This window comes from Streptomyces sp. HUAS YS2, from assembly GCF_033343995.1.
Lineage (GTDB): Bacteria > Actinomycetota > Actinomycetes > Streptomycetales > Streptomycetaceae > Streptomyces > Streptomyces solicathayae.
This window is the reverse complement of record NZ_CP137573.1, coordinates 3,755,792-3,775,280: the sequence shown is the minus strand read 5'-3', so window position 1 is coordinate 3,775,280 and position 19,489 is coordinate 3,755,792. Positions and strand designations below refer to the sequence as shown.

At 72.2% G+C, this 19,489-nt stretch carries 19 protein-coding genes; 13 read left to right on the top strand and 6 right to left on the bottom strand.

Annotated features, from left to right (window positions below; genetic code table 11):
* The first annotated feature begins 58 nt into the window (after positions 1 to 58).
* Positions 59 to 1,342 carry an adenylosuccinate synthase gene (locus tag R2D22_RS17230; RefSeq protein WP_318104541.1) on the top strand — a complete coding sequence of 428 codons (1,284 nt, stop codon included), beginning with the start codon at positions 59 to 61 and terminating at the stop codon, positions 1,340 to 1,342.
* Between the two features lie 64 nt (positions 1,343 to 1,406).
* Here the strand turns inward: R2D22_RS17230 and R2D22_RS17225 are convergent, their stop codons facing one another.
* Positions 1,407 to 3,245, bottom strand: a complete 1,839-nt coding sequence (locus R2D22_RS17225; protein WP_318104539.1) for a serine/threonine-protein kinase — start codon at positions 3,243 to 3,245, stop codon at positions 1,407 to 1,409.
* A gap of 175 nt (positions 3,246 to 3,420) precedes the next feature.
* Here R2D22_RS17225 and R2D22_RS17220 point away from each other — a divergent pair, with 175 nt between their 5' ends.
* Positions 3,421 to 4,359, top strand: a complete 939-nt coding sequence (locus R2D22_RS17220; RefSeq protein ID WP_318104537.1) for an NADP-dependent oxidoreductase — start codon at positions 3,421 to 3,423, stop codon at positions 4,357 to 4,359.
* A 111-nt stretch (positions 4,360 to 4,470) separates the two neighbouring features.
* Positions 4,471 to 4,881 carry a hypothetical protein gene (locus tag R2D22_RS17215; protein ID WP_411977032.1) on the top strand — a complete coding sequence of 137 codons (411 nt, stop codon included), beginning with the start codon at positions 4,471 to 4,473 and terminating at the stop codon, positions 4,879 to 4,881.
* Positions 4,882 to 4,894: 13 nt separating this feature from the next.
* Here R2D22_RS17215 and R2D22_RS17210 read toward each other — a convergent pair whose 3' ends face one another.
* Positions 4,895 to 5,356: a MarR family winged helix-turn-helix transcriptional regulator gene (locus R2D22_RS17210; RefSeq protein WP_318104536.1), complete on the bottom strand. Its 462-nt coding sequence runs from the start codon at positions 5,354 to 5,356 to the stop codon at positions 4,895 to 4,897.
* Between the two features lie 13 nt (positions 5,357 to 5,369).
* Positions 5,370 to 5,981 carry a DJ-1/PfpI family protein gene (locus R2D22_RS17205; RefSeq protein WP_318104535.1) on the bottom strand — a complete coding sequence of 204 codons (612 nt, stop codon included), beginning with the start codon at positions 5,979 to 5,981 and terminating at the stop codon, positions 5,370 to 5,372.
* Positions 5,982 to 6,188: 207 nt separating this feature from the next.
* On the opposite strand from R2D22_RS17205, the gene R2D22_RS17200 reads away from it, so the two are divergent.
* From R2D22_RS17200 to R2D22_RS17190, 3 genes are all read left to right on the top strand, one after another.
* Positions 6,189 to 7,550 (top strand): aspartate aminotransferase family protein, encoded by a 1,362-nt coding sequence (locus R2D22_RS17200; RefSeq protein WP_318104534.1) that lies wholly within the window; start codon positions 6,189 to 6,191, stop codon positions 7,548 to 7,550.
* 95 nt (positions 7,551 to 7,645) lie between these two features.
* Positions 7,646 to 8,395, top strand: a complete 750-nt coding sequence (locus tag R2D22_RS17195) for a GntR family transcriptional regulator (protein ID WP_318104532.1) — start codon at positions 7,646 to 7,648, stop codon at positions 8,393 to 8,395.
* 110 nt (positions 8,396 to 8,505) lie between these two features.
* Complete coding sequence (locus R2D22_RS17190) at positions 8,506 to 9,156, top strand: hypothetical protein (protein ID WP_318104531.1); 651 nt, start codon at positions 8,506 to 8,508, stop codon at positions 9,154 to 9,156.
* Positions 9,157 to 9,196: 40 nt separating this feature from the next.
* On the opposite strand, the gene R2D22_RS17185 is transcribed toward R2D22_RS17190, so the two are convergent.
* Positions 9,197 to 9,979: an SLATT domain-containing protein gene (locus R2D22_RS17185; protein ID WP_411977143.1), complete on the bottom strand. Its 783-nt coding sequence runs from the start codon at positions 9,977 to 9,979 to the stop codon at positions 9,197 to 9,199.
* Between the two features lie 276 nt (positions 9,980 to 10,255).
* On the opposite strand from R2D22_RS17185, the gene R2D22_RS17180 reads away from it, so the two are divergent.
* The 7 genes from R2D22_RS17180 to R2D22_RS17150 all read left to right on the top strand — a co-directional run bounded on the left by R2D22_RS17180 (position 10,256) and on the right by R2D22_RS17150 (position 16,715).
* Positions 10,256 to 10,612: a YbaB/EbfC family nucleoid-associated protein gene (locus R2D22_RS17180; RefSeq protein ID WP_318109818.1), complete on the top strand. Its 357-nt coding sequence runs from the start codon at positions 10,256 to 10,258 to the stop codon at positions 10,610 to 10,612.
* Positions 10,613 to 10,667: 55 nt separating this feature from the next.
* A complete protein-coding gene (gene recR / locus R2D22_RS17175; protein ID WP_318104527.1) occupies positions 10,668 to 11,267 on the top strand; it encodes a recombination mediator RecR in 600 nt (199 codons plus the stop codon).
* A 44-nt stretch (positions 11,268 to 11,311) separates the two neighbouring features.
* A complete protein-coding gene (locus R2D22_RS17170; protein WP_318104525.1) occupies positions 11,312 to 11,974 on the top strand; it encodes a DUF5063 domain-containing protein in 663 nt (220 codons plus the stop codon).
* A gap of 140 nt (positions 11,975 to 12,114) precedes the next feature.
* Positions 12,115 to 13,389 (top strand): aspartate kinase, encoded by a 1,275-nt coding sequence (locus R2D22_RS17165; protein ID WP_318104524.1) that lies wholly within the window; start codon positions 12,115 to 12,117, stop codon positions 13,387 to 13,389.
* A complete protein-coding gene (locus R2D22_RS17160) occupies positions 13,386 to 14,474 on the top strand; it encodes an aspartate-semialdehyde dehydrogenase (RefSeq protein ID WP_318104523.1) in 1,089 nt (362 codons plus the stop codon). The genes R2D22_RS17165 and R2D22_RS17160 overlap by 4 nt, the downstream gene beginning before the upstream one ends.
* Before the next feature lie 289 nt (positions 14,475 to 14,763).
* The gene (locus R2D22_RS17155; protein WP_318104520.1) at positions 14,764 to 15,498 is read left to right on the top strand and encodes a SigE family RNA polymerase sigma factor; all 735 of its coding nucleotides are present in this window, start codon (positions 14,764 to 14,766) and stop codon (positions 15,496 to 15,498) included.
* Positions 15,495 to 16,715, top strand: coding sequence for a hypothetical protein (locus R2D22_RS17150; protein WP_318104519.1), 1,221 nt, complete (start codon positions 15,495 to 15,497; stop codon positions 16,713 to 16,715). Before R2D22_RS17155 ends, R2D22_RS17150 begins: the two co-directional genes overlap by 4 nt.
* Positions 16,716 to 16,800: 85 nt before the next feature.
* On the opposite strand, the gene R2D22_RS17145 is transcribed toward R2D22_RS17150, so the two are convergent.
* Both R2D22_RS17145 and R2D22_RS17140 read right to left on the bottom strand, forming a co-directional pair.
* On the bottom strand, positions 16,801 to 17,544 hold the full coding sequence (locus R2D22_RS17145; RefSeq protein WP_318104518.1) for an SURF1 family protein: 744 nt from the start codon (positions 17,542 to 17,544) through the stop codon (positions 16,801 to 16,803).
* A gap of 22 nt (positions 17,545 to 17,566) precedes the next feature.
* Entirely contained in the window at positions 17,567 to 19,435 is a 1,869-nt protein-coding gene (locus tag R2D22_RS17140) for a S9 family peptidase (RefSeq protein ID WP_318104516.1), read from the bottom strand.
* Positions 19,436 to 19,489 lie beyond the last annotated feature (54 nt).

Below are 19,489 nucleotides of genomic sequence, written 5' to 3'. Positions count from 1 at the left end.
TGAGGCGGCGTACGCCCCCTGACCTTGGACATGCCCCGCCCGGAAGGGGTGTACGCCTGTGCCCGCACTTGTGCTGCTCGGTGCTCAGTGGGGTGACGAGGGCAAGGGAAAGGCCACCGACCTGCTCGGTGGCTCCGTGGACTATGTGGTGCGTTACCAGGGCGGCAACAATGCCGGCCACACGGTCGTCGTCGGCGACCAGAAGTACGCGCTGCATCTTCTCCCTTCCGGAATCCTGTCGCCGGGGTGTACCCCGGTCATCGGAAACGGTGTCGTCGTCGACCCGGCGGTCCTGCTCTCCGAGCTGAGCGGGCTGAACGAGCGCGGCGTCGACACGTCCAAGCTCCTGATCAGCGGTAATGCTCACTTGATCACCCCGTACAACGTCACCCTCGACAAGGTGACGGAACGGTTCCTCGGCAAGCGCAAGATCGGCACCACCGGCCGGGGCATCGGCCCGACCTACGCCGACAAGATCAACCGCGTGGGCATCCGGGTCCAGGACCTGTACGACGAGTCGATCCTCACCCAGAAGGTCGAGGCGGCGCTGGAGGGCAAGAACCAGCTGCTCGCCAAGCTGTACAACCGCCGGGCGATCGAGGCCGGGCAGATCGTCGAGGAGATGCTCCAGTACGCGGAGCAGATCAAGCCGTTCGTCGCCGACACCACGCTGATCCTCAACAAGGCCCTCGACGACGACAAGGTCGTGCTCTTCGAGGGCGGTCAGGGCACCCTGCTCGACGTCGACCACGGCACGTACCCCTTCGTCACCTCCTCGAACCCGACCGCCGGCGGTGCCTGCACCGGCGCGGGCGTGGGTCCGACGAAGATCAGCCGGGTCATCGGCATCCTCAAGGCGTACACCACCCGTGTCGGCGCCGGCCCGTTCCCGACCGAGCTGTTCGACGAGGACGGCGAGGCGCTGCGCCGCATCGGCGGCGAGCGGGGCGTCACCACCGGCCGTGACCGCCGCTGCGGCTGGTTCGACGCGGTCATCGCCCGCTACGCGACCCGCGTCAACGGCCTGACGGACTTCTTCCTCACCAAGCTCGACGTGCTCACCGGCTGGGAGCAGATCCCGGTCTGCGTCGCCTACGAGATCGACGGCAAGCGCGTCGAGGAGCTGCCCTACTCGCAGACCGACTTCCACCACGCGAAGCCGGTCTACGAGATGCTGCCGGGCTGGTCCGAGGACATCACCAAGGCCAAGACCTTCGCCGACCTGCCGAAGAACGCGCAGGCGTACGTGAAGGCCCTGGAGGAGATGTCGGGCGCCCCGATCTCCGCGATCGGCGTCGGCCCCGGCCGCGACGAGACGATCGAGATCAACTCGTTCTTGTAGGCAGTACGTCCGTGAAGGGCCCGTCCCCCCGATGGGGGACGGGCCCTTCACGCGTCCCGGCGTCCTACGGCCGGGCGAACTCACCCGGCTCGCTGTCCCCCTGCATGCTGTAGACGAACAGCCGCTCCTTGCCGTCGACGCGCTCGATGCGGAGGTTGGACGCGCCGTTCTCGGCGCAGTCCTTGGCGTCCCAGTTCTCGGGGTCGCGGATCTCCGGGCCGAGGATCAGGTACGGGGAGGTGCCGCCGAGGACGGCGGTTGTGTGGCAGGCGTAGGACTCGCCGGTGAGGTTGCCCTCGGAGTCGGTACGCGGGTTGGACTGCTCGAGCCGGACCAGCTGCGCCCCGACGGGCCCTTGGGTGATGGTGAGCCGGTAGTCGTAGCGGTCGGCGTCGGCGGACGCCGTCCCGGCCAGGGGGACCTGCTTCCATCGGCCGAGGAAGGCCGCGGGGACGACGTCCGTGCCCGTGCGCGCCTTGCGGAAGGTGGCCTTGACCGTCCCGGAACTCCATTCCAGGACGTTGGAGCCGCGCAGGGTCAGCGTCTGGCGGGCGGCGGGGGTGCAGCGCCCGGCCGGGACGCTGGTGGTGACGTCGGCCTCGCCGAGGACGACCTTGTCCTGGTTCGCGGAGACCAGCACGGAGCGGCCCATGCACAGCTTCTCGCCGGTGACCATGACGTACACGGCCGCCTTCGAGCCGGCCGCGCCCTGGGTGATCTCGATGCGGGCCGTTTCGTACGGGACCTCCGCGGAGCCCTTCAGGACGCCCTCCCACGCACCGAGGAAGGCCCCCGGGACGATGCCGGCGGGCCTTGCGGCGACGCCGTCGGTGGTGCCGCGGGGGCGGTTCTTCTGCTCGTCGATGCCGGTGGTGGGGTCGGGCCAGAAGACGTACGCGAGCGAGGCCACGGCCACGGCGAGCGCGGCGGTCAGGGCGACGAGCCTCTTGCGGCGGGGGCGCCCGGGCTCGGGCCCAGGGTCCGCTGCCGGGATCTCGGGGCGAGCGGTCGCCGCCCCCTCGGCCTCCAGGGCCCGGGCCGCGTGCCGGCCGAGGCGTGCGAGGACCTCCGCCGGGAGCCACGGCTCGGGGACGACGAGCGTCCCGACGAGTTCCTCGGCCGACGGGCGGTCCGCAGGGTCCTTCGCCAGACAGGCCCGGGCCAGACCGGCGAGTTCGGGCGGCAGCCCGGTCAGGTCGGGCTCGTCGTGGGCGATCCGGAACATCGTCGCGTGCACGCCGCTGTCCGCCGTCCCGAACGGCGCCCGCCCGGTCGCCGCGTACACCAGCACCGAGCCCAGGCAGAACACGTCCGAGGCCGGGGTGAGCCGCTCCCCGCGCACCTGCTCCGGGGACATGAACCCGGGCGAGCCCACGACCGCGCCGGTGCTGGTCAGGCCGCCGTCGGTGATGGTGTCGACGGCGCGTGCGATGCCGAAGTCGATGATCTGCGGGCCGTCGACGGTGAGCAGCACGTTCGACGGCTTCAGGTCGCGGTGGACGAGACCGGCGGCGTGGATGTGGGTGAGTGCCCGGGCGAGCCCGGCCGCCAGGGCCCGTACCGACGGGGGCGGCAGCGGCCCCGACTCGTCGGCCACCACGGTCCGCAGCGACGGCCCTGGTACGTACCCGATCGCCACCCACGGCGCCTCCGCCGCGGTGTCCGAGCCGAGCACCGGCGCCGTGCCGGTCCCGCCGACCCGCTCGAGGGCCGCCACCTCGCGGGTGAAGCGCCGCCGGAACTCGTCCTGCTCCGCCAGCTCGGCGTGCACGACCTTGACCGCCACGGTCCGCCCGCCGGTCGAGCGGGCCAGGAAGACCCGGCCCATCCCGCCGACGCCGAGCCGGCCGAGCAGGCGGAACGGGCCGATGGCGACCGGGTCTTCGGGATTCAAGGGGTCCACGTCGACAGAGCATGCCAGACACCCGTTGCCCCCTTGGCCCCGTTCGCCTCCCCTGTCGCGTCCCCGTCCGGCGTCGTCCGCGTTGCCGGTGATGCGGGCCATGGGTTCAATGGCCACGAGGGGGCCTGTCGTCCGATCAGCCCGATCCGTCCCGATCCGTCCGAGAGGAACCCCGATGCGCGTGGTCGAAGTGTCCGCCTACGGCGGTCCGGAAGTGTTGGGGATGGCCCACCGGCCCGAACCGGAGGCCGGTGCCGTGCCGGGCGAGGTACGGGTCCGGCTCAAGGCCACCACCGTCAACCAGGCCGATGTCGCGATCCGTGCGGGCTTCTTCGCCGACGTCATGCCCGACCTCAAGCCGCCCTTCGTGCTGGGCTTCGACTTCGTCGGCCGGCTCCTCGATCCGGTCCCCGGACTGGCGGAGGGGCAGCGCGTCGCCGGCTTCGTCCCCTGGTTCAAGCGGCCCGGGCGGGGCACGTACGCGGAGGTCATCACCGTCGACCCGGTCTGGCTGGCCCCGGTGCCCGACGAGGTGGACGTGGTGGACGCGGTGTCCGTCCCGTTCAGCTCCCAGACCGCCCACGAGGCCCTGGAGCTCCTCTCGCTCCCCGAGGGCTCGACCGTCTTCATCTCCGGCGCGAGCGGTGTGGTCGGCCGCTTCGCCGTGCAGCACGCCGCCGAGCGCGGCCTGCGCGTCATCGCACTCTCCCACGAGGGCGGCGAGAACGAGCTGAAGGTGCTCGGCGCCGAGCACACCGTGCGCCGCGACAGTCCGGAGGCCGTCGTCGCGGAAGTGCTCCGGCACGTGCCGGAGGGCGTGGACGGCGTCTTCGACCCGGCCCGCATGGCCGACCCGCTGCTGCGCCTGGTCAAGGACGGCGGCGTCTTCATCGCCGGCCACGCGGCCTCGGTCCCGGCCGCGGAGCGCGACATCAGGGCCCACACGTTCGCGACGACGTCCGACGGCGCACGGCTGAAGGAGATGCTGGAGCGCCTCGCCGAGCGCAGGCTCACCACCCGCGTGGCCGACGTCCTCCCCCTGGAGGAGGCCGCCGAGGCCCACCGCCGCGTGGAGTCCGGCGGTCGCCTGGGGCGCATCGTCCTGGTGATCTGACGAGCCGCCGGATCGCCGGGTCCGGTCGCCGTCGAATCGCCCGCCCGGTAGCCGCCGAATGCCCGGCCGGGTCGCCCCGGATCCCCTGCGGTGACGCGCGAGACTGGCCGCGTGAACGCAGCGAACCGGGCAGAAGCCATGGACTGGATTCCGGTTTCCGGATTCCGACTCCGCAGAGCGGGCGTGCAGTTCGACGCGGTGCGGGTCGACGGGGACGACGGGCGCCGGCTGGCCGACTGGATGGAGGAGCTGACCGGCGGCGACCCCGGGCCCGTGGTCGCCGAGGCGAACGGGCGGCGGAGCGTCTACTTCCTCGTCCCGCCCGGTTCCACCACCCACCGCGCCTGGCCGCGCGGCGTCACCCGCCTGAACGCGGACGCCGCTCAGGTGGGTTACGTCCCCGTCCCCGCCCTCCGAGGCCGCACCTGGCCGCTCTCCTGGCGGTTCCCGCCGACGGGACCGGGCAGGTTCGTCCACTCCCTGCTCCTGCGCAGCACCGCGACCGAGCTTCTCGTGACATGAGGGCCCGGCGGGGTCACGCGGGGGCGTCGGCCTCGATCGCGTCCAGGGCCCGCGACAGCCGTTCGAGGACCCGTACCGTCTCGTCGAACGCCTCCTGACCGCCCAGTTCCCGCATCATCCGGGCGGCCAGCTCCGCGTGGCCCGGGTCGATGCGGCGGACGGCGGCGCGGCCCTCCGGGGTGGGGGCGAGGAGTTTGGCGCGGCGGTGCGCCGGGTTGGGCTCGTACGCGGCCAGGCCCTGGGCAACCAGCAGGTCGGCGATCCGCTGGACGCTCTGCCGGGTGATGCCCATGACCCGGGCGATCCCGGAGACCGGCAGGGGTTCGGGCAGTACGGCGCCCAGCACCTGCCACCAGGCGGCCGTCAGACCGGCCGGCTCGGCCAGCCTCTCCGAGACGGCGAGGAACTGGCCGTTCAGCCGGAACACGGCGAGAGCGGTCCTGGACAGCGCATCCTGTTGTTGCGCCCGGCTCATCTGTGTCTCCCCATCACTCCGCCTGCTCCTCCTCCGCGTTCAGCTCGGCGTACGCCGCCGGGTCCGAGTCGTGGAAGAGGCGGTACCAGGCGTCCAGCCTGGAGCCCTCGAACGCCCCCAGTGTGCCGAGGATCTCGCGGGCGAAGGCGACCGGCTCGGTCGGACCGGCCGTGATCAGCTCGCCGTCGGTGACCGCGTCCGCCTCCTTGTACCGCTCCGCGCCCGCGTAACCGGTCGCGGCGAGGTAGAAGGAGACCGCGCTGGTGTGCGTGCGGTCGTCGAGCAGGCCCTCGCGGGCCAGGCCGGCGGTCGCGCCGCAGATCGCGGCGACCGGGACCTTCGCGTCGAGGAACTCGCGGGCCTTGGCGGCGAACGGGGCGAGGCCGTCGCCCGCGTCCCACAGGTCGGCCCCCGGCAGGATCAGCATCTTGCTGTCCTCGGGGCGCAGGTCCGCGAGGGCGAGGTCGGGGACGACACGGAGGCCGGCGAGGGTGGTGACGGGCTCGTCGGCGACGAACCCGACCGTCCTGACCGTGAAGCCGGAGCGGGCGAGCCAGGCCGTCGCGTGACCGGTCTCCCAGTCGGCGAGGGTGTCGTAGACGGCGAGGTGGACGGTGTGGGACATGTCGGGCCTCCTGCGGTTGTCTGTGCCGATCGTGTGCCGAACTCTTATGACAGTAGACTGTCATTTCGACAGCATGCTGTCAATAGATTCCCCGATCGCGCGAACCCCCGCGACGAGGCCCCTCGTGGCAACCTGTCGCGTCGCTCCCGGTCTCGTTGGACAAGATGGTCATGGCCGCTCCGACCTGCACGTCCTTACCCTGGCCGCATGACCCCTCATGTCGAACCCGACCCCCAGGCCGGCGCCGCCGTCAAGGCCGCGGACCGCGCGCACGTGTTCCACTCCTGGTCCGCCCAGGGCCTGATCGACCCGCTCGCCGTCGCCGGCGCCGAGGGTTCGTACTTCTGGGACTACGACGGCAACCGCTACCTCGACTTCACCAGCGGCCTCGTCTACACCAACATCGGCTACCAGCACCCCCGCGTGGTCGCCGCGATCCAGGAGCAGGCCGGGAAGCTCGCCACCTTCGCGCCCGCCTTCGCCGTGGACGTCCGCTCCGAGGCCGCACGCCTCATCGCCGAGCGCACCCCCGGTGACCTGAACAAGATCTTCTTCACCAACGGCGGCGCCGAGGCCGTCGAGAACGCCGTCCGGATGGCCCGGCTGCACACCGGCCGCCACAAGGTGCTCTCGGCCTTCCGCTCGTACCACGGCGCCACCTCCACCGCGATCAACCTCACCGGCGACCCGCGCCGCTGGGCCTCCGACACGGGCTCCGCGGGCGTCGTGCGCTTCTGGGCGCCGTTCCTCTACCGCTCGCCGTTCTACGCCGAGACCGAGCAGCAGGAGTGCGAGCGCGCCCTGGCGCACCTCGAGGACACCATCGCCTTCGAGGGCCCGCAGACCATCGCGGCGATCATCCTGGAGACCGTGCCCGGCACCGCCGGCATCATGACGCCGCCGCCCGGCTACCTCACCGGCGTGCGCGAGATCTGCGACAAGTACGGGATCGTCTTCGTCCTCGACGAGGTCATGGCCGGCTTCGGCCGGACCGGCAAGTGGTTCGCCGCCGAGCACTTCGACGTCGTGCCGGACCTGATGACCTTCGCCAAGGGCGTCAACTCCGGGTACGTGCCCCTCGGCGGCGTCGCGATCAGCGAGAGGATCGCCGCCACCTTCGACAAGCGGCCCTACCCGGGCGGTCTGACCTACTCCGGTCACCCGCTCGCCTGCGCCGCCGCCGTCGCCACCATCGAGGTGATGGAGGACGAGAAGGTCGTCGAGCACGCCGCCCGCATCGGCGAGACCGTCCTCGGCCCCGGCCTGCGCGCGCTCGCGGACCGCCACCCGTCCGTCGGCGAGGTCCGCGGCCTCGGCGTCTTCTGGGCGCTCGACCTGGTCAAGAACAAGGAGACCCGCGAGCCGCTCGTCCCGTACAACGCGGCCGGCGAGGCCAACGCCCCGATGGCGGCCTTCGGCGCGGCGGCCAAGAAGCACGGCCTGTGGCCGTTCATCAACATGAACCGCACCCACGCCGTCCCGGCCTGCAACGTCTCCGAGGCCGAGGTCAAGGAGGGCCTCGCCGCCCTCGACGCGGCGCTGACCGTGGCCGACGAGCACACCGTCTGACCGGTCCGGCCGGGCAAACACGGGGGCGCTGTCGACCGGGAGGCCCCCTCCGTCTGGACTAGGGTGTCCGGGAGCCGGACGGAGGGGGCCGAACCATGGCCGCGAACGGAGCCGCCAGCGGGGCCGTGACGCGCAGCACCCTGCGGCAGCAGATCGCGGACGCGCTGCGTGACGAGATCCTCGCGGGGCGTCTGCGCCCCGGGGACGCGTTCACCGTCAAGCAGATCGCCGAGCAGTACGGGGTGTCCGCCACGCCCGTGCGCGAGGCCCTCGTCGACCTCTCGGCGCAGGGGCTGCTCGACTCCGACCACCACCGGGGCTTCTGCGTGCACCGGTTCACGGTCGACGACTACCGGGGCATGGTCGACGCCCGCATGATGATCGTGGACGGGATATTCCGCCGCCATCTCGCGACCCTCGCCGCTCCCCGGCCGCCGGCGGCCGCCGCCCCGGAGGCGGCCGGAGAGGCGCCCGACGTACGGCTCGGGGCCGCCATCGCCTCCGTGCGCCGCCGGGCCGAGGCCGCCTCCCGCGCCGCCCGCGCCGGGGACCTGGACGTCCTCATCGGCTACGACATCCGGTTCTGGCGCGAGCTGAGCCGGCTCGTCGCCGCCAACGACTACGTCGCCGGCTTCCTGCACCGGCTGCGCGTGCACGCCTGGGTCTTCGCCGTGCCCTACCTGCGCTCCGACCACGAGCTGCTCGACTGGCTGTGGGGCGGGCACACCGACCTCGTCGACGCCATCACCCGGGGCGACGCGGCGGCCGCGATCGCCGTGGTCGAGGCGTACAACGCGCACGCGCTGCAGTGGGCGGACCGGCTGGAGCGCCGCCCCGGGCACTGACGTCCGGGCAAAGTCGCGGTTGAGACCGCGTACCCGGCCTGTGCGGAGGGTACGGAGACAACTACGCTGTCCCGACCTGATGACCGACGACGACGGAGAGCGAGCCCGCCTTGGCCTGTGACCTGTGGCTGGTCCCCCTTGTCGACGTGCTGTGCCACAGCCCCGACAATCCCTTCGCCGAAGAGATCGCCGCCTACGACAAGGCCCTGACCGACTCCGGTCTGCCCACCGTCCCCGTCTTCGCCTACATGCCGGGGCTGTCCGGCGACGTCGCGCCCGTCGCCGGCTTCGACTACGACGCCCTGCACTTCCTGCGCCGCGCGTACCTGCTCCAGATGTGCGGGCTGCCCGTCGAGCCGGTCGACGAGCTCGGCGGGGACTACGAGCAGCTCCTGGAGATGTTCGAGGCGACCGCGCAGCAGTCCCACCTGGTCTGGCACTACGACCATGCCGGCGCGTACGTCCCGGTCGACTTCCCGGCCCCGCTGTCCAACGACGAGCTGCTGGAGGGCGGCGGCCCGCTCGGCTCCTCGCAGGGGCTGCTGCGGGAGCTGGAGTTCGTGGCCCCGGCGATCGGCATCGACCCGGCGAACCCGCCGGCCCCGCCGCGCCCGCCGGAGCGGCCGACCTCGCTGGAGGAACCGGCCGGTCCGATGCCGTACGACGAGAGCCCTTTCGCGCGGGAGCGGCACGTGTGGCTCGGACTGCACGCGGCGGCGACCCGGAGCCTCGGCCAGGGCTCGATGATCATCTTCAGCTGACCGGACACCCCGCGCCCGGAGACGGGCGCGGGGCCGTCGGCTACCGCGGCTCCGGCGGCCGCTGTCGCGGCATGTTCGGGCGGGTGCCCGGCGGGAGCGGGAACCGCGCCGACGGGTGCGGGGCCTCCGGGCGGCCGCCCGCGGCCCCCACCGACTGCATCACCAGCGGCGCCGGCCCCGAGCGGAACTCGACCATCCAGTCCGCCGTCTCCGCCCGCACCAGCTCCGTCACGTCCTCCGAGAACCGCCGCAGCACCCCCAGGCAGCGCTCCGCCGCCTCGCTCGCGGTGCCCTCCGTGGGGCCCAGCACCTCGCGCACGCTCTCCGACGCCCAGTCGAACTGGAGCGCCTGCAGCCGGCGCTGGATCGCCTGCGCGGTGGCCACGTCCCTTATCCAGCCGGACGTAAGGCCGAAGAACCGGTCGCACGCCATGCACGCCGCGCCCAGCAGCAGGGAGAGGTAGCCCCAGCCGGCCGCCCCGTCCGCCGCGACGCCCGTCAGGTCCAGCAGTGGCAGCGCCGCGCCCGCGACGACGCCCAGGGCCGTACCGACGCGCAGGGCGCGGGCGGAGCGGCGCTTCCAGACGCGGTCGGAGAGGTACCACTCGGCGGTGCGCAGCGCGTTGCCCTCGACCCAGCGGTACAGCTCGTCGAGGCGCTCCGCGGGCTCGCCCCAGTCCCCGAGCGGGAACGGCGCACCCGTCAGGTCCGGGTTCCGGTGCCGGTCCGCGGCCGCCGGGGCCGGGTCCGGCTCACGGTCGCCGTGCGGCGAAGGGCGGCCCGGCCCGCCGGGCTGCCCCGGCTGCATCTCCGGCGGCTGCATCTCCGGCTGCTGGCTCACCGGGGCACTCCTCTGCATGGTTGCGTCGTGCGATGCGTCGTGCGTGACGTGCGGTGCACGTGGTGCCTGCCCTTCCTACCGCCGAATGGTGGGCTGTGGGCCCGGATTCCCGGGATTTCCGCCCGCAAGGGGGTCTTGATCAGGTAGAGGAGACCTGAGTTTCTCACTCGAAAGAGTGGGGCGGCAGTCGGGGCGTGGACCACGTAGGCTCGGCATACCGAACAGTCGTCAGCAATGACATGCCAGGAGTGAGTGATCGTGATCCCCGGTGGTGGCCAGCCCAACATGCAGCAGCTCCTCCAGCAGGCCCAGAAGATGCAGCAGGACCTCGCGCGCGCTCAGGAGGAGCTCGCCGCGACCGAGGTCGAGGGCCAGGCCGGCGGAGGTCTCGTGCGCGCGACGGTCACCGGCTCCGGGGAGCTCCGCGGCCTGGTGATCGACCCGAAGGCGGTCGACCCCGAGGCTGCGTCTTCCTTGCAGGAGCTTGGCGAGACCCTGGCCGACCTGGTCGTCGCGGCCGTGAAGGCGGCCAACGACAACGCGCAGCAGCTCCAGCAGGCCAAGCTCGGCCCGCTCGCGCAGGGCCTGGGCGGTATGCCGGGTCTGGGCTTCTAAGCCACCCCTGAAGCCACTACCGTAAGAAACAAGCACTCCCGGGAAGGCGCTGACGTTGTACGAAGGCGTGGTGCAGGACCTCATCGACGAACTGGGCAGGCTGCCCGGCGTCGGTCCCAAGAGCGCGCAGCGGATCGCCTTCCACATCCTCCAGGCGGAGCCGACCGACGTGCGCCGGCTGGCGCACGCGCTCCTCGAGGTCAAGGAGAAGGTCCGGTTCTGTGCGGTCTGCGGCAACGTGGCCCAGCAGGAGCAGTGCAACATCTGTCGCGACCCGCGCCGGGACGCGACGGTCATCTGCGTGGTCGAGGAGCCCAAGGACGTCGTGGCGATCGAGCGGACGCGTGAGTTCCGCGGCCGCTACCACGTGCTGGGCGGCGCGATCAGCCCGATCGAGGGCGTCGGGCCGGACGACCTGCGGATCCGCGAGCTGCTCGCGCGGCTGGCGGACGGCACGGTCACCGAGCTGATCCTGGCCACCGACCCGAACCTGGAGGGCGAGGCCACCGCGACGTACCTGGCGCGGATGATCAAGCCCATGGGGCTGAAGGTGACCCGGCTCGCGAGCGGGCTCCCCGTCGGCGGCGATCTCGAGTACGCGGACGAGGTCACGCTGGGCCGTGCCTTCGAGGGGCGGCGCCTGCTAGATGTATGACGACAGGGCATGCGCGCACCGTGCGCTCAAGGGAGGCACCCTCGATGTCTGACGCCACGCTGCACTCGATCACGCAGGATCCGGACGACTTCGCGGTCCAGATCGCGGACTCGATCGAGTCCTTCATCGTCGCGACCACGGAAGTGGCCAAGGGCGACGAGCCCGACAGCGCGGTTCCGTTCCTGCTCCTGGAGCTCTCCCAGCTGCTGCTCGCCGGCGGGCGGCTCGGCGCGCACGAGGACATCGTCCCGGACGAGCGGTACGAGCCGGACACCGGTCCGGACGTGGACGTCGACGAGCTGCGGGAGCGGTTCGCGGTGCTGCTGGACCCGGTGGACGTGTTCTCCGAGGTCTTCGACCCGTACGAGCCGCGCAAGGCGCCCATCCCGTCCCGGATCTCGGACAACCTGGCCGACATCGTCACGGACCTGCGGCACGGTCTGGCGCACTACCGGGCCGGCCGGACGACCGAGGCGCTGTGGTGGTGGCAGTTCTCGTACTTCTCCAACTGGGGCCCGACCGCATCGGCGACCCTGCGGGCGCTGCAGTCGCTGGTCGCACACGTCCGGCTGGACCAGCCGCTGGCCGAGCTGGACGGCCTGGACACGGACGAGGACCTGACCGAGGACGATCTCGCGGAGGAGGCCGGCCGGGTGATGGCGCGGGAGATCGCCGGTCCGCTGGGGCTGCGCCCGGTCAAGCGCTGACCTCCCGGCATGCGGGTGCTCGCCCTATGAGCGGAACATCTCAGCATGCGATATCCGGTCGGCGATCCCGGGCCGCTCGATAAACTGACGCCGACCGCAGTGATGACTGCACTGCGGCAGGGACTGAGCGAGGAGCGCACGTGGGCCTTGTCGTGCAGAAGTACGGAGGCTCCTCCGTTGCGGATGCCGAAGGCATCAAGCGCGTCGCCAAGCGGATCGTGGATGCCAAGAAGAACGGCCACCAGGTGGTCGTCGTGGTATCCGCGATGGGCGACACGACGGACGAGCTGATCGATCTCGCCGAGCAGGTTTCCCCGATGCCTGCCGGACGCGAATTCGACATGCTGCTGACCGCCGGAGAGCGGATCTCCATGGCACTGCTGGCCATGGCGATCAAAAACCTGGGCCACGAGGCCCAGTCGTTCACCGGCAGCCAGGCAGGCGTCATCACCGACTCGGTCCACAACAAAGCGCGCATCATCGATGTCACGCCGGGCCGGATCCGTACCGCGCTGGACGAGGGCAACATCGCCATCGTCGCCGGTTTCCAGGGTGTCTCGGCGGACTCCAAGGACATCACCACCCTCGGCCGGGGCGGCTCGGACACCACCGCCGTCGCGCTCGCGGCCGCGCTGGACGCCGAGGTCTGCGAGATCTACACCGACGTGGACGGCGTCTTCACCGCCGACCCGCGCGTGGTGAAGAAGGCCCGGAAGATCGACTGGATCTCCTCCGAGGACATGCTGGAGCTGGCCGCCTCCGGCTCCAAGGTGCTGCTGCACCGCTGCGTCGAGTACGCGCGCCGATACAACATTCCGATCCACGTACGGTCCTCGTTCTCGGGGCTGCCGGGCACCTGGGTCAGCAACGAGAAGCCGAATGGGGACGTTCAGGTGGAGCACGCCATCATCTCCGGAGTCGCCCACGACGTCTCCGAAGCCAAGATCACGGTCGTCGGTGTCCCGGACAAGCCGGGCGAGGCCGCGGCGATCTTCCGCGCCATCGCGGACGCCGAGATCAACATCGACATGATCGTGCAGAACGTGTCCGCCGCGGCCACCGCCCTGACGGACATCTCCTTCACCCTCCCCAAGACCGAGGGCCACAAGGCCATCGAGGCCCTGGAGCGGACGAAGGGCTCGATCGGCTTCGACTCGCTGCGCTACGACGACCAGATCGGCAAGATCTCCCTGGTCGGCGCGGGCATGAAGACCAACCCGGGCGTCACCGCCGACTTCTTCAAGGCGCTGTCCGACGCGGGCGTCAACATCGAGCTGATCTCGACCTCCGAGATCCGGATCTCGGTCGTGACCCGCCAGGACGACGTCAACGAGGCGGTGCGCGCCGTGCACACCGCGTTCGGTCTCGACAGCGACTCCGACGAGGCCGTCGTCTATGGAGGCACCGGCCGATGAACCGCAGGCCGACGCTCGCGGTCGTCGGTGCGACCGGAGCCGTCGGTGCGGTGATGCTCCAGATGCTCTCGCAGCACGCGGACGTCTGGGGCGAGATCCGTCTCGTCGCCTCACCGCGCTCGGCCGGCCGCAAGCTGGCCGTGCGCGGCGAGGAGGCCGAGGTGCTGGCCCTCTCCGAGGAGGTTCTGGAGGGGGTGGACGTCGCCCTCTTCCTCGTACCGGAAGAGGTGGCGGCGCAGTGGGCGCCGATCGCCGCCGCCAAGGGCGCGGTGGTCGTGGACAATTCGGCGGCGTTCCGGCTCGATCCGGACGTGCCGCTGGTCGTGCCCGAGATCAATCCGCACGCCGTACGGGTACGGCCGCGCGGGATCGTCGCGAGTCCCGGCGACAGCACCCTGGCGCTGATCGTGGCGCTCGGGGCGCTGCACGCCGAGTTCGGCGTGGACGAGGTGGTCGTGACCGCCCTTCAGGCGGTCAGCGGGGCCGGGCAGGAGGGCGTCGCCGCGCTGCGCGCCCAGCTGTCGACGGTCGCCGGTACGGAACTGGGCGCGCACCCCGGCGACGTACGGCGGGCCGTGGGCGAGGACACCGGGCCGTTCGCCGCGCCCGTCGCGCTCAACGTCGTGCCCTGGTCGGGCGCGCCGGCCGAGGGAGGCTGGTCCTCGGAGGAGGCCGGGCTGCGCGCCGAGACCCGCAAGATCCTGGACCTGCCGCGGCTGCGGGTCGTCGCGACCTGCGTGCGGGTGCCGGTGCTGACCACCCACTCGCTGTCCGTGCACGCGCGGTTCGAGCAGCCGGTGACGGTGGAGCGGGCGCACGAGATCCTCGCCACCTCGCCCGGTGTCGTCCTCTACGACGACCCCGGCGCCGGGGACTTCCCCACTCCGGCGGACGTCGTCGGTACCGATCCCACCTGGGTGGGACGGGTGCGCCGGACGCCGGACGACGAGCGGGCGCTCGAGTTCTTCGTCTGCGGCGACAACCTCCGCAAGGGGGCCGCGCTCAATGTCGTGCAGATCGCCGAATCCGTCGTTTCCACGCTTCGTCCGGAATCCGGGAAGCGTCCGGAATTCGGCGACAGCTGATCGTTCGCCTTTGTAGGATCTGTGAACGCGGTGTGAGCAAATCGCGGACAAGTCACGAGTAAGTGGCTCTTGAACTGCGACGATGTCATGTTCGACGATGCTCTTCCCCCTACCGGCAACCGACGGCCGGTCAGGGGGCGTCTCTGTGGGCACCCTCGGGGTGCCCCGGACGACGGCGGTACGAACGGGGTATTGGGGAAGATCGGGTACGCATGAGGACGAACGACGCACCGTCAAAAACGGTGGCGTACGCGTACAACCCTGACGGGGGGGAACGTGTCCAACAGGCGTGGCAGAGGTACTCGACATCACAACGGTGGTCTCGCTCCGCGGCGCGGCCCTCGTCCCCGCGCGGGGCGCGGCGCTCGTCCCGGCACGGGGCGGGTCCGGCGTTCCCGCCGGAAGCGCCGTCGTGCGCCCGCTCCGGCGGCCGCGCACGCCCGGCGGCATGCCGGTGATCGCGCCGATGCCCACCGCCCGCACCACCCGCATCCCGTCGCCCCGCGAGGGCGCTGACGACGCCATGGCCGCGGGGACCACCGTCGACCACCTCACCGAGACCTACCGCGCCCACTACCGGTCGCTGCTCGGTCTCGCGGCCCTGCTCCTGGACGACACCGCCTCCTGCGAGGACGTGGTCCAGGAGGCCTTCATCCGGGTCCACTCGGCGCGCTCGCGCGTCCGCGACCCCGAGAAGACGCTGGCGTACCTGCGGCAGACGGTGGTGAACCTGTCGCGTTCCGCGCTGCGCCGGCGCATCCTCGGCCTCAAGCTGCTGTCGAAGCCGATGCCCGACATGGCGAGCGCCGAGGAGGGAGCGTACGACCAGCTGGAGCGGGACGCGCTGATCAAGGCGATGCGCGGACTGCAGCGGCGCCAGCGCGAGGTGCTGGTGCTGCGGTACTTCGCCGACATGACCGAGGCGCAGGTCGCCGAGACGCTCGGGATATCCCTGGGTTCGGTGAAGGCGTACGGCTCGCGCGGCATCGCGGCGCTGCGCGTCGCCATGGAGGCCACGACATGAGCGGGCCGCTGGACGAGCACGACAGGCACGACGAGCGGGACGAACGCGATGAGCGGGACGCACGCGACGAGCGGGCCGAGCACGACGGGCGTGACGAGTGCGACAGGCGTGACGAGCGCGCGGATCACGACGAGCTGAGTGGAAACGACATTGTGAACGACGGGCCGGACAACGGGCTGGGCGACCTCCTGGGCGGCGCCTTCGGCGGCGGCAGTCATCGCGGCGACGAGGAGGCGCTGCGCCGGCTGCTCCAGGGCGCGGTGAGCGACCTGGAGCCCTCCGACGGCGCGCTCGACCATCTGCGCCGGGCGGTGCCCGCGCGGCGGGCCCGCAAGCGCCAGGCCGTCGTCGGCATCGCGGCCGCCGTGGTGCTGATCGGCACGGCCGTCCCCGCGTTCGTGCACGTGGCGAGCTCCGGCGGGGTCAGCGACGAGCACGCGATCAACGCCGGGCACGGCGAGCAGGCCCAGGGCGGCACCGGCGCCGAGACGGGTGTCGAGGGCGGCGCGAAGGGCAACGGCACGCCGAGCGCCTCGACGTCCCCCGGTGGCCGCGACAACCCGGCCACCGAGAAGCCCCGCCAGTCCGGCTCGCGGACCGGCAGCGGCTCGGACGCGGGCGCGGGCGACCAGGTCCCGGCGTCCATCCCGGTCTCCTCGCCGATCTGCCGGGCCGACCAGCTCGGCGTGACCTCGGCGTACGCGGGCGGGCCGGACGGAGAGGGCAAGGTGTACGGCACCTTCCGGATCTCCAACATCTCCGGGCGCGACTGCAGGGTGAGCGGCGCCGGCAGCATCTCCTTCCAGACCTCGGGCGCGGCCGACTCGGCCAAGATCTCGGTCGTGACGCACCACGCCGGCGACGCGGCCGGCGGCCTGCCGGACCCCTCGCAGGAGTCCACCCCGCTGCTGCTGAAGCCGGACACGGCGTACGAGGTGAAGTTCGCCTGGGTCCCCTCGGAGACCTGCCCGACCACCAACCCCTCGCCGACGCCGACGCCGCCCGCCACGGACGGTGGGACCGGATCCACCGGCTCGACGGGCACCGACGGCACCGACGGCGCCCTGCCGCAGCTGGTCGCGGAGGACGGCGGCCTGGCGGACGGCAGCGTCACGGTGACCCACACGCCCGAGGCCGGTGCCCCGGGCGCGCAGGCGACCGTCCCGAACGCGTGCGCCGGAACGATCTACCGGACGGGCGTGCTGGACGCGTCCTGACGCGGTACCGGCTGTGCGACACGAAAGACCCCCGGGGCCATGCCGGCCGCCGGGGGTCTTCGCGTGTCGCGCGGGTCCTGCGGTGTCAGGCCAGGCCGAGGGCCTCGTCGCGGTGCGCCTCCGCCTCGCGGCGCAGCAGCCGGAACCACATGAAGACCACGAAGCCCGCGAAGACGAACCACTCGGCCGTGTAGCCGAGGTTCTGGAACGCCTTCACGTCCAGGCCGGTGCCCGCGGCGGCCTGCGGCGGGACCGGGGTCAGGCCCGCGGGGGAGTCGGTCTGGGCCAGCCACGCGTCGTAGACGTCGTCGTCGACCACGTTCACCAGAGCCGCCGCGCTGATGATCCCCAGCTGGCCCTCGGGCAACCCGCCCGCGGCGGACGCGCCCTTGGTGCCCGCGTTCTCCGAGGCCTGGAGCGCGCCGGTGACCGTGACCTCGCCGGACGGCGCGGCCGGGGCCTTGCCGCCCGCGGGCAGCCAGCCCCGTACGACCGGCAGCGTCCGGCCGCCGTCCGTCTTCAGCAGGGTCAGCACGTACCCGCCGTCCTTGCCGTCGAGCCGCCGGTCCGGCACGAGGAACTGCTCGCCGTAGCGGCCCTTCGCCTCGGCGATCCGCCCCGAGGTCTCCTTGTCCACCGGCAGCAGGGAGGCCAGCGGCGCGGCCTTCCGCGTCGAGGGATCCGGGCGCTTCTCGGCCGCCTGGTGGGTGTCCACGCGGTCCTCGAACTTGCCCAGCTGCCACGTTCCCATGAACAGGCAGAACGGAATCGCGAGCAGGACGAAGACGTTGATCCCCCACCAGCGGGGCGTTCTCAGGAACCCGTACACCCCTCCACGGTACGCAGCGCCCTCAGTTTCCCTCCGCCGGGGTCCCCAGGTGGCGCAGCGCGAAGTCCAGCTCCAGCCGCAGCTGCTTGATCCGCTCGTCGACCACCAGCGAGCCGTGCCCCGCGTCGTACCGGTACACCTCGTGCACCGCGCCGCGGGCCGCCAGCCGGTCCACGTAGTTCTCCACCTGACGGATCGGGCAGCGCGGGTCGTTGACGCCCGCCGAGATGTAAACCGGCGCCTTCACGGCGTCCACGTACGTCAGCGGGGACGAGGCCTCGAACCGCTCCGGGACCTCCTCGGGAGACCCTCCGAGCAGCGTGCGGTCCAGTGCCTTCAGGGCCTCCATCTCGTCGTTGTACGCCGTCACGTAGTCGGCGACCGGCACCGCGGCGAGGCCCAGCGACCAGGAGTCCGGCTGGGTGCCCAGGCCGAGCAGCGTCAGGTACCCGCCCCACGAGCCGCCCGCCAGGACCAGCCGCTCCGGGTCGGCGAGACCCGAGTCCACCGCCCATGTCCGGACCGCCGCGACGTCCTCCAGCTCGATCAGCCCGACCCGGTGCTTGAGCGCGTCCGTCCACTCCCGCCCGTAGCCGGTCGACCCGCGGTAGTTCACCCGGACCACCGCGAAGCCGTGGTCCACCCAGGCCGCCGGGCCCGCAGCGAACGCGTCGCTGTCGTGCCAGGCCGGCCCGCCGTGGATCTCGAAGACCGTCGGGAACGGGCCCTCGCCGGTGGCCGGCCGCTGCACCAGGGCGTGGATCCGGCCGCCCGGGCCCTCCACCCACACGTCCTCCACCGGCACCGACTCCGGCGCCTTCGGCCCGGGTGGGTCGAGCACCACGCCGCCTGCCGTCGACCGGAGCACCGCGGGCCGCGCCGCCGACGACCACATGTACTCCACCGAGCCGTCCGGCCGGGCCGTCGCACCCGAGACCGTGCCCGCCGGGGTGTCCACCTTCACCAGCGCGCCGGTGCCGATCTCGTACCGCCACAGCTCGCTGCGCGCCTCGTAGCCGTGCACGATCAGCAGTCCGGAGCCGTCCGGGTACCACTCCGCCGAGACGTCGCCGGGCAGCTCCAGGGCGAGGTCGGTCTCCGTGCCCGTCGCCACGTCCCACAGCATCGGCTCCCAGCGGCCGCGCCGCTGGTGACCGACCAGCAGCCGGGTGTCGCCGGGCAGCGGCGCGAAGCCCAGCACGGACAGGCCGAGTTCCGCCGTGCCGCCCTTGGTGTCGTCCAGTTCCGCCATCGTCGAGCCGTCCTCGGCGCGGAGCACGCGCAGCGACGCGTGCATCGAGTCGCCGTGCTCGGTGTGCTCGACCGCGATCAGGGACGCGTCGTGGGAGAGGTCGCCGACGCCCGCCGACTCGCGGTGCCGGTAGATCTCCACCGGCTCCGGCCGCCCCGGCCGGAGTAGATGGACCGTCGAGCCGTCCTCGTCCGTGGACCGGCCGACGACCACCGTGCCGTCCCGACCCAGCGCCAGGCCTGCCGGGTAGGACGCGTCGAGCCCGGGGACGGCCGGTTCGTCGGCGCCGCCCTCGAAGGGCTGGCGCATCCACACCCCGAACTCGTCCCCGTCGGTGTCCGAGAACCACCAGACCGACTCTCCGTCCGGCGACAGCGTGCCGTCCGTCGTGCCGTTGGGCCGGTCCGTGACCTGGCGCTGCATCCCGCTCGCCCGGTCCCACGCGTACAGCTCGTACGTGCCCGTCGCGTTGGAGACGAACAGCGAACGGTCCGGGGCCTCCTCGGCCCAGTCGGGCAGGGACACCCGCGGGGCACGGAAGCGCTGCTCCCAGACGGGTACGTCGGGGTCGCCCCCGCGGCTTTCGTCGCGGCCGTCGTCGTGGCTGTGGTCGATGCCGGTCTCGTTGCTCTCGGTCATGGCCCCATGATGCTCCGCCCCGGAGACAATCCGCTCGCGCCCTCGTGAACCTGT